General features: G+C 63.9%; 14 protein-coding genes. 6 read left to right on the plus strand and 8 right to left on the minus strand.

The window, feature by feature from the left end:
• Positions 1–35: 35 nt before the first annotated feature.
• Positions 36–1055: a twin-arginine translocase subunit TatC gene (gene tatC, locus ACOYYX_RS15910; RefSeq protein WP_422930894.1), complete on the minus strand. Its 1020-nt coding sequence runs from the start codon at positions 1053–1055 to the stop codon at positions 36–38.
• A 321-nt stretch (positions 1056–1376) separates the two neighbouring features.
• Here tatC and ACOYYX_RS15915 point away from each other — a divergent pair, with 321 nt between their 5' ends.
• A complete protein-coding gene (locus tag ACOYYX_RS15915) occupies positions 1377–2363 on the plus strand; it encodes a type I phosphomannose isomerase catalytic subunit (RefSeq protein WP_422930895.1) in 987 nt (328 codons plus the stop codon).
• A gap of 29 nt (positions 2364–2392) precedes the next feature.
• Positions 2393–3577 (plus strand): hypothetical protein, encoded by a 1185-nt coding sequence (locus ACOYYX_RS15920; RefSeq protein WP_422930896.1) that lies wholly within the window; start codon positions 2393–2395, stop codon positions 3575–3577.
• Positions 3578–3596: 19 nt separating this feature from the next.
• On the opposite strand, the gene ACOYYX_RS15925 is transcribed toward ACOYYX_RS15920, so the two are convergent.
• From ACOYYX_RS15925 to ACOYYX_RS15955, 7 genes are all read right to left on the minus strand, one after another.
• Complete coding sequence (locus tag ACOYYX_RS15925) at positions 3597–4886, minus strand: amidohydrolase family protein (RefSeq protein WP_422930897.1); 1290 nt, start codon at positions 4884–4886, stop codon at positions 3597–3599.
• 37 nt (positions 4887–4923) lie between these two features.
• Positions 4924–7110, minus strand: coding sequence for an ABC transporter permease subunit/CPBP intramembrane protease (locus tag ACOYYX_RS15930; RefSeq protein ID WP_422930898.1), 2187 nt, complete (start codon positions 7108–7110; stop codon positions 4924–4926).
• A 66-nt stretch (positions 7111–7176) separates the two neighbouring features.
• Positions 7177–7965, minus strand: a complete 789-nt coding sequence (locus ACOYYX_RS15935) for an ATP-binding cassette domain-containing protein (protein ID WP_422930899.1) — start codon at positions 7963–7965, stop codon at positions 7177–7179.
• Between the two features lie 248 nt (positions 7966–8213).
• Positions 8214–9323 carry a cyclic dehypoxanthinyl futalosine synthase gene (gene mqnC / locus ACOYYX_RS15940; RefSeq protein ID WP_422930900.1) on the minus strand — a complete coding sequence of 370 codons (1110 nt, stop codon included), beginning with the start codon at positions 9321–9323 and terminating at the stop codon, positions 8214–8216.
• A complete protein-coding gene (locus ACOYYX_RS15945) occupies positions 9283–10110 on the minus strand; it encodes a menaquinone biosynthetic enzyme MqnA/MqnD family protein (protein ID WP_422930901.1) in 828 nt (275 codons plus the stop codon). The genes mqnC and ACOYYX_RS15945 overlap by 41 nt, the downstream gene beginning before the upstream one ends.
• Positions 10111–10294: 184 nt before the next feature.
• Positions 10295–11104, minus strand: coding sequence for an ATP-grasp domain-containing protein (locus ACOYYX_RS15950; RefSeq protein ID WP_422930902.1), 810 nt, complete (start codon positions 11102–11104; stop codon positions 10295–10297).
• 443 nt (positions 11105–11547) lie between these two features.
• The gene (locus tag ACOYYX_RS15955) at positions 11548–11889 is read right to left on the minus strand and encodes a DUF6370 family protein (protein WP_422930903.1); all 342 of its coding nucleotides are present in this window, start codon (positions 11887–11889) and stop codon (positions 11548–11550) included.
• A 287-nt stretch (positions 11890–12176) separates the two neighbouring features.
• Here ACOYYX_RS15955 and fae point away from each other — a divergent pair, with 287 nt between their 5' ends.
• The 4 genes from fae to ACOYYX_RS15975 all read left to right on the plus strand — a co-directional run bounded on the left by fae (position 12177) and on the right by ACOYYX_RS15975 (position 15627).
• The gene (gene fae / locus ACOYYX_RS15960; RefSeq protein WP_422931629.1) at positions 12177–12671 is read left to right on the plus strand and encodes a formaldehyde-activating enzyme; all 495 of its coding nucleotides are present in this window, start codon (positions 12177–12179) and stop codon (positions 12669–12671) included.
• A gap of 329 nt (positions 12672–13000) precedes the next feature.
• Positions 13001–13867, plus strand: a complete 867-nt coding sequence (locus ACOYYX_RS15965; protein ID WP_422930904.1) for an NADP-dependent methylenetetrahydromethanopterin/methylenetetrahydrofolate dehydrogenase — start codon at positions 13001–13003, stop codon at positions 13865–13867.
• A 3-nt stretch (positions 13868–13870) separates the two neighbouring features.
• Positions 13871–14905: a DUF1464 family protein gene (locus ACOYYX_RS15970; protein WP_422930905.1), complete on the plus strand. Its 1035-nt coding sequence runs from the start codon at positions 13871–13873 to the stop codon at positions 14903–14905.
• 41 nt (positions 14906–14946) lie between these two features.
• Complete coding sequence (locus ACOYYX_RS15975; RefSeq protein ID WP_422930906.1) at positions 14947–15627, plus strand: copper homeostasis protein CutC; 681 nt, start codon at positions 14947–14949, stop codon at positions 15625–15627.
• Positions 15628–15634: the final 7 nt, after the last annotated feature.

Raw genomic sequence — 15634 nt, forward strand, 5'->3', positions numbered from 1 at the left:
CGTTCGCACGACGTTGGTTGGGCTTCCTCGCCGCGTCAATCGGCGAATCGCGAGGGCGCCGAGATGTTGCTCCGAGCCACGAGCATGATCCCGAGCTCGTAGAGGATGACCATCGGCACCGCGAGGAAGAGCTGGCTGAACGGATCCTGCCCGGGCGTCAGCACGGCCCCGGCCACGACGATGATGAGGATCGCCATCTTGCGCTTCGATCGGTAGTCGTCCACCGAGAAGATCCCGATCAGGCTCAGGAACATCATGATCAACGGGGTCTGAAAACAGAGACCGAAGATCAAGGGCAAGATCGTGGCGAAGCTCATCCAGTCCGAGAGTCGGAGCGTCGGCTCGATCCCCAGCCAGACGTTGAATTCTAGCAGGAAGCTCAACGTGATCGGCAGGACACCGAAGAAGCAGAGGAAGACCCCGGTCAAGAAGAGGCCCAGCGAGAACGGCAGGAACTTGGTGACATAGTGCTGTTCGTGACGATAGAGCCCCGCCGCGATGAAGGCCCAGAGCTGGTAGAAGACCCAGGGGCTCGCGATCACCAGCCCCGCCACGAGGCAGACCATGAAGAAGATTGTCATCGTCTCCAGAGGCGCGAGCGAGACCAGAGCATTCGGGGGGCGGATGCCGCTGTTGACCAGCTGGATCACCGAGGCCTGGTCGTATTGCATCGGGAATGACAGCGTCTTGGTGGCGAGACTTTTGGCGTCCGGCAGCTTCAGGTCGGGGGCGAGCTTGGCAACCTCCTTGAAGAAGGCCTCGGCAGGGATGATGGCGTTATAAGTCGTGGACACCTGCTTGAGCGCCTTGGCCTCGTTCGAGCGCTTGTTGGCCTGATCGGCGTAGAATTCGGTCAGGGCCTTGGTCGCGGGCTCCTCCATCTTCGTCATGATCCGCTTTCCCAGGTTAATGCCCGGGACGAACGTGATGATGACGCCGACCACGAGCCCAGTGATCGCGAGGATCAGGCGGGTGCGAAGCTCCTCGATGTGCTCCCCGAAGCTCATCGAGACCATCGACTGTTCTTCGCTGAAGAGGTCTTTTTCGGTAGGCATGGAGACAGACCACCCTGAATGGACCAAGGGGTGCGCCGGCTGAGCGGGCTGGAGGGAGGAGACGCGGGTCGCGTCGGCCGTTCCCGAGGCCGGGACCCTTTTGATGCGGCACCGCCCTGGGCCTCTCGGGGACGGCCATTCAGGCGGGAGCGTTCCTGGCCTTCAATCTACCATATGACGCCAGGCGGTTGCCAGGGTCCAGTCTCCGGTTGGCTTGCCCAATCCGCCCCGAATCGGGTGGACATGCTCGCGTTCATGGGGTTACAAAGAGACTTTAACGACCCACGACCTCGGCATTTCGCTTTCCCGGGAAATCCACCAATGCAGGCGGAGTCGCTCCATCCTCTTCGCTTCGATCCGATCATCAAGGAATTGATCTGGGGTGGCCGGCGGCTGGGGACCATCCTCAACAAGCCTCTCGGTTCGGGGACGCAGTACGCCGAGAGCTGGGAAATCTCCGACCATCGCAACGACGTGAGCCGGGTCGTCCACGGCCGCTTGCAGGGTTCGAACCTCCGAGAACTGCTCCGCGACCGAGGCGAGGAGGTCCTCGGGACCGCCGTCGGCCAGCGTGACCAGTTCCCGTTGCTGGTCAAATACATCGACGCCCAGCAGACCCTCTCGGTGCAGGTCCACCCCGACGACGCGCTCGGGAAGCGGCTCGCCAACGATAACGGCAAGACGGAGACCTGGGTCGTCCTGCACAACGAGCCCGGCAGCTTCATCTACGCCGGCCTTAAGCAAGGGGTGACCCGCAAGGATTTCGCCAAGGCTCTCGAGTCGGGCGATGTCGAGCCGCTGCTCCATTGCTTCGAGGCCAAGGCTGGCGACTGCATCATGATCCCGGCCGGGACGATGCACGCGATCGGGGCGGGCGTCCTGCTCGCGGAAATCCAGCAGATGTCGGATGCCACCTTCCGAGTCCATGACTGGGGACGCGTCGGGCCCGACGGGAAGCCCCGGCAACTCCACCTGGACGAGGCCCTCGAATCGACCAACTTCGAGGCCGGCCCGGTCGAACCCCTCTCCGCAACTCCCGAAGCCATCCAGGGGGGGACGCGGGAGCAACTCTCGCACTGCCCGTTCTTCTCGCTGCAACGGCTGAAGCTCAATGGGCCGGCCCGCTTGGGAGACGGCCAACGATTCAACATCCTGCTCGGCCTGAAGGGCAGCGTCGACGTGATCCATGAAGGAGAGCGTACGCCGCTCAAGTTCGGCGAGACCCTGCTCTTGCCCGCGTCCCTCGGCGCCTGCGAAGTCGTGCCGCAGCAGGGCGAGGCGGAAGTCCTTACCTGCGTGGTCCCCTGATTGATCCGCCTCAAGGAGGAGTGTCTAGCATGGCTGCTGAGTCCAGCTCCACGGAGGAGATTGCTTGGAGTCGACTCTTTCCCTGGATCCGCATCTTTCGCGGCGTCGGGTTTTCCATCGATGGCCGTAAGCTCATCCTGGCTGCGCTCGGCCTGGTCGTGCTCCACCTTGGTTGGGAGGGGCTTGACCGCCTTTTCCCGGCCTCGAGTAAGCTTACGCCCCCCGTGCTGACGGATGGCCAGTCGTACCTCCCCACGAAGGGTCACGAATTCGTGGGGAGCCTCTGGGCGATCCCGTTCCACCTCATCGAGCCGGCTCGATACGTCGTGGGGCCCTTCGTCGCCGTCTTCTCGACTGAGGTCGACGGCTGGGCATTTCTGCATGCCGTCTGCGCGTCGGTCTGGACGATCGTCGTCTGGGGATTCTTCGGCGGGGCGATCTGCCGGATCGGAGTCCTCCAGGCGGCGCAGGGGCGGAGGATTAGCCTATTCAAGTCGCTCAAGTTCGCCGCCGCGCACTGTCTGACGCTCACGCTGAGCCCCCTGAGCCCGTTCCTGGGCGTGGCCCTCGTCGCCATCTTCGGCTCGCTCTTCGGCCTGCTCTACCGGTTGCCAGAATCGATCGGCCCGACCTTCGCGGGGATCCTCCTCTTCATGCCCCTGCTCGGCGGGCTCGTCATCGCGATCATCGTGACGGCCCTCGCCGTCGGCTGGCCCCTGATCCACGCCACCGTCGCGGTCGAGGCCGAGGATGGTTTCGACGCCCTCAGCCGATCGTACGCCTACGTCCACCAGCGCCCCGGGCGTTACGCCGCGTACGCCCTCCTCGCCTGGCTGACTGGATGCTTCGGCCTTCTCTTCGTGCAGGTCTTCGCGAGGGTCGTCCTCCACCTCTGCCAATGGAGCCTGAGCTTCACCGCACCGCCGGATTTGCTCGCCGGCCTCTTCGGCACGTCGCCGTCACAGAATTCCTCGACGGCCGTCTCGCTCCATTCCGCCTGGATCTACGGGCTCAGCCTGCTCGTGCGCGGCTGGGTCTTTGCTTACTTCTGGACGGCGGCGGGGATCATCTACCTGCTCCTGCGACGAGACGTCGACGGCACCGACCTGCACCTCGTCGCCATCGAGGAGCCGCCGACGCCCGAACCAGCCCCGGCCGATCCCGTCAAGCCGGACAATCCCTCGCCCGAACTCGCCCCTGCGACGGCAGGCTGACGACCGGCATCGACGCGACTCAGGAGCCCTGGAAATCGACTCGCCGCGATTTCCAGGGACCTGTCACGAATTGCCCCTCGAACATGGTTCCCTGGACGGGGAGGTTCGAGTCGAGCAGGAGCCGGTGCGGGTCGGCATCGTCGCGATCGGGCAAAGGAATCACAGCCAGATCGGCCGACTTCCCCACCTTGAGGCTGCCGGTGGTGTTCTCGGCCCGCAAGGCCCAGGCGCCGAAGAGCGTCGCCATGGTGAGGAGCAACGGCCCGCCCAGGGATGGGTCGCGACGATGCAAGAAGCGGATCTCGTCGAGGATGCTCAGGCTCGGATTCGAGGCCCTGCTGTCCGTCCCCAATGAGACGACGACGCCGCGCTCGAGCATCGAGCGAAACGGGTGCGGGGCGTGGCCGAAGCGGGCGTGAGTCCTGGGGCAATAGGCGACCGCCACTCGATGTCCGTTGGGGGCCGCTTCGGGTCGGAGCTGCCAGAACTCCGACTCGTCGAAGTAGGTGCCGTGGGCGATGACCCAGTCGGCCTGGCGTAACTCACCTTTGCGGACGTAGTCGGCCGGCCTCGAGCCGATCGGCTCCCACTCGTCGTCCCAGGCCCCGAGGTCCTCGAGGAAGAGGCGCAGCGGGCCGCTCTGGCTCTCGAGGAGCTCGAGCTCTTCCGGCATCTCGGCGAGGTGCGTCGAGAGCGGCAGACGGCTCGCCGCCGCCTTGTGATAAAGCCACCCTGAGGTGCTGTAAGGGGCATGGGGGCTGAGCCCGGGGCGGGCATTGGCGATGACCTGGGCCTCCGGCGTGATCGAAGACAGCCAGTCCCAGGCCTCCTCGCTCGTCTGAAGCCCTCGCATCCTTCGCAGGCCGATCATCTCGGCGAAGACCAACGCGCGGACGGGGGCCTCGGCCACCTGACCCCAACTCAGGCCCGCCGTCGTGGTATCGGCGAGCGTCGTCGTCCCAGCCTCGATGCACTCCTTGAGGTTCCTCCCGACGGCCTCGCGAAGCGTCTCGAGCGAGCCATCCCGGCGCTGGGCGATGACGCGTTTGAGCCAGCCGACTTCGTCCTCGATCCCTATCGGGACGACCTCATCCCCCGCCTCGAGCGAAGACAGTTCGAGGTGTGTGTGCGTGTTCACGAATCCGGGGGTGATCGCCACGTTCCCGAGCTCGATATCCGCCTCGCGATCCTTTGATGGTCCGACCCAGGAGATCCTTCCCTCCGAGACCGTCACGCTCCCATCGGCGATCGGTTCTCCTTCGACCGGGAAGACGTAACGCGCAGCCAGGGTGATTGTTGAGGATCGCATGCGACGAACCAGTGGCCTAGAACGACAGGGTCGAAGGTCAGGACGAAGCGGTCAGGTCGACGAGCTCACCACTTCGAGATTCGGACAGAGCCGGCTCCAAGGACTTGGCCCGAATCTTGATGCGGAGCATCAGGACAAACAGCGCGACGGAGAAGCAGGCGGAAACGGCGACGATCGAATAATGATAAAGCCCATGGTCGGGCGATCGATAAAGCCAGCCGATGATCGCCCGACCCTTGGCCTGCTCGGTCCAGAGGCCGAGGAAGACCGCCAGGCCGTTATTCACGAAGTGGAAAACGATCCCGGGGAGGATGCTCCCGCTCCGGACTGCCATCACGCCGATCACGATCCCGAGCAGGGTCGCATTCCATAACTGCTGGAAGAGGCTCAGCAGGACGTGCATGAAGCCGAACAGAACAGACGAGCCGAGGACCGCCTCGCGCTTCCCGTTCCCGTTTTCCAACCCCGCGAGGATGAAGCCGCGGAACGCGAACTCCTCGCAGATCGCGGGGACGAACGCGAAAAGCAAGATCGCGGTCCCAACGTCCGGCATCTTGCCCATCATCTGGGCCAGGGCCTTCTTGACGGCATCGGATACCGGGAACAGCTCCTCGACGACCACCCGCAGTTCGCTTATGAGGGGATGGAGACTCAGGGCAAGTCCCGCGCCGATCGCCAGGTAGCGCCAGTCCGGCCAGTAGAGCCGCAGCGTCCGTCGCGGCGAGGACGTTAGCAGGAGGGCCATCACGACCGGAGGTATCAGGATGAACGCCACCTGCCCCACGGCCATGACCATCGAGGAAGTGGTCGTGCCGAGGAACTGCATGATGAACCAAGCCGAGCAGAGCATGATCGCGAAGCAGAGCAGGGACTGCGCCGGGGTGGGCAACGGCTGCTTGTCTCGGATCAGGTGCCGGACGTAACTCGCCAGGTCGAAGCGCTCGGCCTCGCGGAAGAGTACGTCCTCACGTTCAAACTGCGAGATCGCCCAGCGCAGCGCCAGGATCCCATAGAGGATCGTCGGGATCAGCACCGGCAAGAAGTATTTGAAGGCCGTCCCGTAGTCGCCCAGGATCAGGGCCCTCAGCAGCAGGCACGCCCCCGAGATCGGGACGAGGCTGTAGAAGAGGTTCAGCTCGATCCCCGGCATCAGGGTCAGGAATATCAAAGGGATGCAGACGAGGTAGAGGGGCGTCATGTAGTACTGCCCCTCCTTCATGCTCTTGGCCATGACCGCGAGCGCGAGGCAGAGGGCGCTGAAGAAAATTGAGAGCGGAATCAGGAGGAGGAGCATCCAGCAGGCGGCCGTGAACGTCGGTGGCGTGATGATCGCGGCCATCTTGCCCGGATTCGCGGCCGAGGCCTGGCCGAGCTGCGTGGCGAGTTGGAGCCCAGTCACCCCCATGCTGACGAGGTTGAGGAGCGCCGTGAGCATGCTGGCCAGCACGACCGTGAGGAACTTGCCGAAGACGATCTCCGACCTCGAGGCCGGGCTGATCAGGAGCGTCTCCATCGTCCCGCGCTCTTTTTCCCCCGCGCAGAGGTCGATGGCCGGGTAGAAGGCGCCCGTCAGCGACATCATCACCAGGAGGAACGGGAAGAGCCGCGCCCAGACGCTGCCGCCGACCTCGGCTCGCGTGGCGGCGTCTTCCGGGACGATCGTGATCGGCTCGATGTAGCCGGAAGGCTTGGCATCGCGCTGCAATCGAGCCGAGACGATCAGCTCCTTCCACCTCGACAGGACTTCCTTGAGTCTAAGCTGCGTGACCTGGCTCGTCTCGTCGGCACTGTCGTAATCGATCGAGAACGAGGCCGAGGCCGTCTGCTTGAGCTGAGCTTCGAGATCGGCCGGAATCGTGACGATCGCGTCGGCCAGGCCGTCACGCACGACTTTCTTGCGGAAGACAGGATCCGTCCAGTGCCCCTCGGCTTTCTTGAGCGTCACCAGCATCCGCTCGGCGTCGTCGGGATGGTCGAAGAGGGAGCCCTCGAAGTTGGTCTTCGCCTCGTTCAGGAGCGGCGGCTTGTCGGGCAGGTACTGGTCCCCGACGACGACCACGTTCCTCGGCTTCTGGGCGAATGCCGCCGAGAACTGGATCATGCCGATCCCGAGGATCGGATAGAGCAACATCGGCAGCAGGAAGATCATGAAGAGCGTGCGACGGTCGCGCGCCTGGTCGCGGACTTCGCGGCGGAAGATCAGGAAGACGTTCGACCAGCGCATGGATCCAGGACCTCTACTCGCCTTTGATCGTCGAAATTCGGGAGATGCGCCTCGGGGCGTCTCTCATCAGCCATCCCAGGATGTCTGCAATTGATGCGGTGGTGCCGTCGAAGGCCCTGGCGTCGCCCTCTCGACCAGGTGGAAGAAGAGCTCTTCGAGGTCGGGCTGGCCGTACTGTTCCAGGAGCGCCTTGGGCTCCCCTTCCGCCTGGATGCGCCCCTTGTGGACGATTGCCACGCGGGAGCAGAGCTTCTCGACCTCGTGCATCGCGTGGGTGGAGAAGATGATCGTCTTCCCCTGGTCGCGCAACTCGGCGATCTTCTGCAAGACGTTGCGGGCGACGATCACGTCGAGCCCGGACGTCGGCTCGTCGAAGATGAGGACGGGCGGGTCATGCACGATCGTCCGCGCGATCGAGACCTTCTGCTTCATACCGGTCGACATCTTCGACCCCAGGACTTCGCGGAAGTCGTTCATCTGGAGCCAGTCGAAGATGGCCTCCATCCGCTCGCGGAGCCTGTCGCGGCCGAGGCCGTAGAGGCTGCCGAAGTATTCGACGAGCTCCCAGGCCGTCATCCGATCGTAGATGGCGGTGCTCGCCGACATGTACCCGATGTTGGCTCGGACCAACTCGGGCTGCGTCAGGACGTCAAAGCCCGCCACCGTCGCCTTGCCGGCCGTCGGCCGCAGGACGGTGCTGAGGATGCGCAGGGTGGTCGTCTTGCCCGCGCCGTTGGGGCCGAGCAGGCCGTAGATGGCCCCCGGGTGGCACTCGAAGCTCACTCCGTTGACCGCCGAGACCCAACCACGCTGGTAGTCGAGAAAGGACTTTTGGAGATTTTCGACGTGGATCACGCGAAGACTCGAGGCAATGGAAGAGGAATTGCGTAGGGCGCCCATCGCCATCGCGGCGCGAGCTCATGACGAACCCGCTCACGATTCGAGGCCGACCGAAAGGTGCCTCAGGACACTCAGCTTCTCATCATCGAGGACGGGATCCTCGCACGCAACCCCACGCTGCCTAAAAGTATCGGTGCCCGACCCAGGACGAGAATCCTCTGGGGCGGGCACCGATCGCCAGGCGATGAGCGACAAGAGGTGGCTCAGCTCGCGGAGAGGGCCATCGAGGGATCGGCCACGTCTTCGTCGATGTACTCGTAGAAGACGTTGCGCTGGCGAGGGATGTATCCCGACTCTCGGATGGCGCGACGGATCTCCTGGAGACTGAGGTAGTACACCGTGCCGGCCGAGGCCACGACGTTCTCCTCGATCATCAGGCTGCCCATGTCGTTGGCCCCGAAGTACAGGGCAATCTGCCCGATCTTCGGCCCCTGTGTCACCCAGGAGGACTGAATGTTGGGTACGTTGTCGAGGTAGAGCCGGGAGATGGCCTGGGTCCGCAGATATTCGAAGGAACCGGCGGCCGGGACGTCGGCCATCTCGGTATGCTCGGGCTGGAACGTCCAGGAGATGAAGGCGGTGAGGCCCCCGGTCTCGTCCTGGAGTTGTCGGCAGCGCTCGAGGTGCTCAATACGTTCTTCCAGGGTCTCGATGTGGCCGAACATCATGGTGGCCGTCGAGCGGCCTCCGAGTTCGTGCCAGACGCGATGCACGTTGAGCCAGTCGTCGGTCATGACCTTGCCGCGGGTCATGGCCTTGCGGACGCGGTCGACCAGGATCTCGCCGCCGCCCCCCGGGAGGCTGCCGAGCCCCGCTGCCTTGAGCCGCTCGAGCACGACCTTGAGTGGGAGCTTCGTCACCTTCGTGAAGTGGTGGATCTCGGGCGGGCTGAAGCCGTGGATGTTGACCTGGGGGAAGTGCGACTTGATGTCGTGGAGGAGCTCTTCATACCACTCCATCTTCAGGTGAGGATGGAGCCCCCCCTGCATTAAGATCTGGTCGCCGCCGAGTTCGACCGTCTCGCGGATCTTGTCGAGCAGGACGTCACGCTCGAGGACGTAGGCGTCGGTGTCGTTGACCTTGCGATAGAAGGCGCAGAAGTCGCAGACGGCGGTGCAGACGTTCGTGTAGTTGATGTTCCGGTCGATGTTGTATGTACGGTAAGGTTCCGGGTGGAGGCGGCGACAGACGGCGTCGGCGGCCCGGCCCAGGTCGAGGAGATCGGCGGAACGCAGCAGGGTGACGCCGTCATCGAACGACAGGCGTTCCCCTTCAACGACGCGCTGCAAGATCGCGGCGACGGTGGAAGACAAGTTCAACTCCTTCCGGTGCGAGGTCGAGGGCAGCCGCCATCACGGCAAAGCGGCGGAGCCCGGCGATCTCCGGCTCGCCCAGTTCGTACGAGAGGACGCGCGTCAGGTAATCGTAACACGTCGAGACATCCAGGCCGAGCCTCGGCCCGTGCAGGGCCGCCAGGTCGTCGGCGTGGGCCAGGCCCTCCGCCCTGCTCTTCTCCAGAACCTGCGGCAACTGGCCGAGGTCGGCGCCGGCGCGGACCACCCAGAGTGCGAAGACGAAAGGCAGGCCTGTGAGCTTGTTCCAGGCCTCGGCCAAATCGACGACGGCGTGGAAGGCACTCTCATCAACCTTCATGGCCCGGTCGCCGATGACGAGCACGGCGTCGGCGGTGCTCTCCAGCACCGGGGTGCCGAGCGGCAGGGTCTCGATGGTCGACGGGCGGACCTTGTGGACCGCATCCAGCCAGACCTGGACCAGCGCCTGACTCGTGCGCGAGCCGGCGTCGAGGGCCAGTCGTTTGATCTCGGCGAAAGGCACCCGGCTGAACAGCTTGACGCTACGCACCGCCCCGCGGGCGGCGATCGCGAAGCCGGGGAGGATCTCGTATCCGAGCTCGACGCCTCGCAGGTATTCCACCGAGGGGATCAACGCGACGTCGAGCTCCCCCCGAGCCAGGCGTGCGGCCAACTGGCTGGGGACGTCCATCACAAGGTCGACGTTTGGGGCGAGCTCTTTGAGGTTGTAATAGAGAGGCTTCGCATTGAGATAGCTCACCGCCCCAACGCGAATCGGAGCGTCCATCGTCTTCGCCTCCTGCGTCCTCGAGAAAGCACCGCACGGCCGAACCACGACGTCGATCGTCCCGGAGAGACCGCTCTTGGTCGGACTTTCAGACGCTATTGAAATTATAGACAGGACTCGATCGGCTGCAACCCCGATGGTGAGCGCGGGCGCTTGTGGCGTCCTGTCCCGCGTGCGTTGTCTCTCAGGTCTGATGGAGGCGTTGCAGCCACTCTCGCAAGATCGCCTGGAGGCGGGTATCGCACTCTATTAAGGTAGCGCCGTGGGCGAAAACGGTCAGGATGGGATCGCCTGCACCGATCTCTGTACCAGGCGAAGGGATGTCGGCAAGCTCGCGAAACCCAACAGGGTCGAACGACGAGGAAAGCGTCTTGGAGATTTCCGGGAATACGAGAGACCTCGAAGCGAACAGGACTCGCTTGCCTACGTACGCCCAACTCGGCAATGCGAGCTTTTCAGTGAGCTCGGTCGTTCCGAAGGCCCGTGCGTGTTCACCGATGAATGAACAACCGAGTGCCAGTTCCAGCACTTCGACCGACGCCGTGTATCTCGGATTGAGCTCGACCGGCCACACCCCCGCTTCATTCAAGAGGAAGTCCACCCCGAAAAGTCCCCGCAGGCCGAACTCTCGCTGCAAGACCTCTCCCATCCGACGAAGCGTCTCAAACGTTGCATCGTCGAATGGGTAAGGCCCGATGGACCCCGCATAGGCGAAGTCCGAACTCGCCCTCCCCGTCAATTGGCGTGTACCGCCGAGGAATCTGCATCCTCCCTCGCTTCCGACGAATATCGCCGAGCAACTGACTCCGGCAATCCGTTCCTGAAAGTAACAGCCGCGCGCCGTCGGACGCCAAGACTCGTGGAGCAATTCAATCCCCTCGCCTCCTCCGGAGTCGAATGGCTTGACCAGAAACGCGGCAACCCGGGGCAACTCGTCGCGTCGAGCGGCGACCTTCGGCGAAACGAATCCATGCTCGAGGAGAACTTGATGCAATCGGAAGGGATCGCGGACGAGGCGTAGGACCTCGGCACCATTACCCCATAGAGGTCGTCGGGCGGCGATGGCCTCGACGAGGTCCGGCGCGTTCTCGATCGCCCCCGTATACATCCACGGAGCAGGAGGTGAGTCTATGATGAGATGTTCGAGAGCCTGCGGGTAGGCAGCCAGGGGGATCGGCCGGACCGGGCAGGACTCCCTCAGGTCGAGGTCGGCGAAGAGGTCGAAGCAGATGGGAGAGAGCCCGGCGCGGATCGCGGAGAATGCGGCGGCGCGGGTGCTCGCGCCAGCGATCACCAGCATGGCGTCACGCGCCCCTTGAAGGGTATTCCTCGAAATGCGGCCCGGAAACGACGAATGCAACGACAGGCACCGAAGCCCATCGTTGCATCGAATATTGGACACAAGACGCGATGACTCGCGTATGGGTCGACGTCGAATTATTCCTTGGTCGGCTTGATCTCGGTGGCGGTGAAGACCTGCTTGCCGTCCTCTTCCTTCACGGTGCCCTTCGCGGTCACCTTGGCCGGCTCGTCCTTGCTGGCGGTGCAGATCTTGAGGCCGCTGTGGGCGGTATTGCTGACCTTGTTCTTCTCGAGGTAGTAGGTGGTCTTCTTGCCGTCCTTCTCGACGGTGATCGTGTTCTGGCAGGTCTTCGTTTCCTTGAGGGCGCACTTCGCGCACACGGCATCACCCGTGATCGTGATCTCCTCAGCGGCGAAGGCCAGGGTCAGGCCCGAGAAGAGGACGGCCACGGCCAGCAGCGGAAACACCTTACGCATTTGCCGATCTCCAGTATCAGTAAGGGAACGAACGACCCCCGTGGGATCGTCGAACTTTCGGCGCGCAATAGTCGTGCCGATGAGGTCATTGAATCAGTTGGCGCACGGGTTAACAACACTTTTTTCGCCAAATGATTAACATTCGAGCGTGGGGGTTGCGGACGCCTACCAGCCTGTTATGATTCGAGACCATACATCAGGCCGGTGCCCGCATTCTCGACAGTACGGGCCGTGCGGCGGCCTTCGATTCAAGACATCCTGAGGAGAGAATCCCGATGGGCAGCGACTTGACCATGAACATTGGTGAGGCCCTGGTCGGCGAAGGCAACGAGATCGCGCACATTGACCTCCTGATCGGCACCAAGACCGGCCCTGTCGGCGCGGCCTTCGCCAACGCCCTCTCCACCCAGTCGGCCGGTCACACGAATCTCCTCGCCGTCCTCACGCCGAATGTCGTCGCCAAGCCGGCGACCGTCATGATCACCAAGGTCACGATCAAGGGCATGAAGCAGGCCGTCCAGATGTTCGGCCCCGCCCAGTACGCCGTCGCCAAGGCGGTCGCCGACAGCGTCGCCGACGGCACCATCCCCAAGGATAAGGCCGAAGACCTCGTCATCGTCTGCGGCGTCTTCATCCACCCGGCTGCCGAAGACAACGCCAAGATCCTCAAGTTCAACTACGAGGCCACCAAGCTCTCCATCCAGCGCGCGATGAAGAGCCTGCCCTCCATCGACGAGATCACCGCCCAGAAGGATTCGGTCTCTCATCCGTTCGCCTCCTGAGCCATTCGCCCGCTCTGAATTTCTCGGGAAAGCCCTGGGAATGCGGCCGGAATGATTCCATAGGGGGATTCATAGGCATCGTCCAGGGAGGATTGGCCTGATCCCCCTCCGCATTCACCAGGGAATTCCGTTCACGCCTCCGGCTCTTTCGTCAGATCGGTGATTCGCCGAACTTTCCCCTTGCCTCCGCATGGGCGATCGTCGTCCACCGGCACAAGCGGGCTAAGACGAAAATTTCGCCTCAGGCTCGGCCTCTCATCACGCCAGGCACTTATCTTGGTGCGTGCAACTGGCAGATCTAATTGATTCACCTCGTGGCTCGACCTGCGATGAAGCCCTCCATCCTCCTGCAACTCGACACGGACCCGCACCCGAGCGTCTTCGACGGCGTGGTGGCCGTCGATGCCGGCGTCGACCATTTGTTCCGTCACGGCGGGGTCACGCCCGACGCGGCCAGGAACCTCGTCTACGGGGCCCTCTTCACTCGAGGTGGGGGCGACCTTCAACGCACGGCGATCTTCATCGGCGGCTCCGACGTCTCTGCCGGCGAGGCCCTCCTCAAGGCGGTCAAGAAGACCTTCTTCGCCGACTTCCGCGTCTCCGTCCTCTTCGACGCCAACGGGTGCAACACGACCGCCGCCGCGGCCGTCCTTGCGGCCCTCGAAGGCTCGGGCGGCTCGGTCAAGGGCCGGCGAGCGGCCGTCCTCGGCGGGACGGGGCCGGTCGGCCAGCGAGTCGCACGCCTCCTGGCCCGGCTAGGTGCATCCGTCGCGCTCGGCTCGCGGATCCTGGAGAAAGCCAAGGCGACCGCCGAATCCCTGAAGGGGACATCCGGCGTCGAGGTTGATGCCTTTGCGCAATCTTCTCATGAAGAGTTGCAGGCGTCGCTACGTGGAGCTTCCATCGTCGTTACCGCGGGCACGACCGGCGTCGAACTGCTGCCGGCGGACGTCCTGGCGAACTTGCCCGACCTGAAGGTTGCCATCGACCTGAACGCCGTCCCGCCGCTGGGGATCGCGGGGATCTCGGTGACGGACAAGGGGACCGACCGCTCCGGCGTCCGCTGCTGGGGGGCCCTCGGCGTCGGCGGGACGAAGATGAAAATCCACCGGAAAGCGATTGCCGAATTGTTCACGTCGAAAGACAAGATCCTCGACGCCGAGGAAATCCTCGAAATTGGCCAGGGCCTGGGCTGAGGCATGGTCCGGGTCGTCGGAACGGACCCCGGCACGAGCAGCCTCGACCTGCTGCTGCTCGAAGACGGCCTGGTCGTCGACCAGGCCAGACTCTCGCCCGATGCCCTCTGCGCCGACCCACAGGCCCTCTCCAAAGTCCTCGATCGATTCGGCTCCGTTGACCTGATCGCTGGGCCTTCGGGCTATGGCTTGCCGCTCATCCATGGCCGTGATCTCGACGAATCCCACCTCGACCAGATGAGCCTCGTCCGCCCCGACCAGCGCGGGACGGGGAGCGGTGTCATCGGCTTCCGTTCCTGGGTGCGAGCCCTCGCGAGTTCGGGGCGGCCGGTTATCTTCCTGCCTGGCGGCGTCCACCTCCCGACGATCCCCCGGCATCGCAAGGTGAACACGATCGATATGGGGACGGCCGACAAGGTCGCCGTCGCGGCACTCGCAACTCATTTCGATTGTCTAATGCGTTCGATCGCATTCGAAGAGTCGACGTTCGCCGTCGTGGAGTTGGGCTCGGTCTTTTCGGCGGTGCTCGTCGTGGAACGAGGCCGACTTGTAGATGCGGCGGCGGGGAGTCGCGGCCCGATCGGACATGGATCCGGCGGCAGTTGGGATGGGGAGACGGCCTACTGGTTCTCGCCGCTCACCAAGGACGACCTCTTTCGAGGAGGCTTTCGCGACCTCGATGCGTCGGGCACCGAGGCCTTCCGCGAGTCGTTGCGGAAGCATGTCGCTGGGCTCCAATCCGTCACCCACTTCGACCGCATTTATCTCTCCGGCGCCTCGGCCACGCATCCGGCTCTCGGACCACTCGCGGAGGATGCGCTACAGCCACTCGCCCGGGTGATCCCATTGCCATCAGTCCCCGGAGCCTGGGTCAAGCATGCCGCGCAAGGGGCGGCCCTCCTGGCCGATGGACTCGCCGGCGGAATCCATGCTCCCCTGGTCGAATCCTTCCAGTTCCGGGCCGCGACCGGCACGGTTTGGGCTCATCTCAGCCGATACGGGAGGTTACAGGAAAGCCTACCGCCAGGAATCTCCTAACGCCGAGCCTATCCGATCCATCCTGATAAGGTTTTATCATCATGTCGGTTGCCGTTGAAATCTGCGTCGTCGGCGTCCCATCAGCGGTCGCCGCGGCCGAGGGGGGTGCCGATCGGGTCGAGCTTTGCGAATATCTGGAAGTCGGAGGGGTCACCCCTAGTGCAGGAGCGATCCAACTCGCTTGCGAGCGCCTGGCCATCCCCGTCCAGGTCCTTATTCGCCCTCGCCCGGGCGATTTCGTCTACTCGCTCATCGAAATGGATGTCATGGCGCGGGACATTGCGATCGCCAAATCCCTTGGAGCGGCGGCGGTCGTGCTGGGCGTGCTGGATTCTCGTGGAGCGATCGACGTTGACCGTACCGCCAAGCTCGTCGAGTTGGCGCGGCCGATGTCGGTCACGTTCCATAAGGCGTTCGATGAATGCAAGGACCCCAAGGCGGCTCTCGAGTCTCTCTGCCAAATCGGGGTCGACCGGGTCCTGACCTCGGGGCAGAGCCCTTCCGCCCGGGAAGGGATGGACATTCTGCGCCGCCTGAATGAGCAGGCTGCGGGGCGGTTGGCGGTGATGGCCGGCGGTCGGATTGCGGAGGCCGACATCAGGCCGTTCATCGGTGCCGGCCTCCGCGAGATCCACATAGGTTCTCATGTTTGCGATGAGAACAGGACGAGTGCCTTGAAGGTCCGTCGGCTCGTCGAGCTCGCCCGCCTGCTGGGCACGTGAGGCCGGG

Source organism: Singulisphaera chitinilytica (assembly GCF_049331405.1).
Lineage (GTDB): Bacteria > Planctomycetota > Planctomycetia > Isosphaerales > Isosphaeraceae > PoT.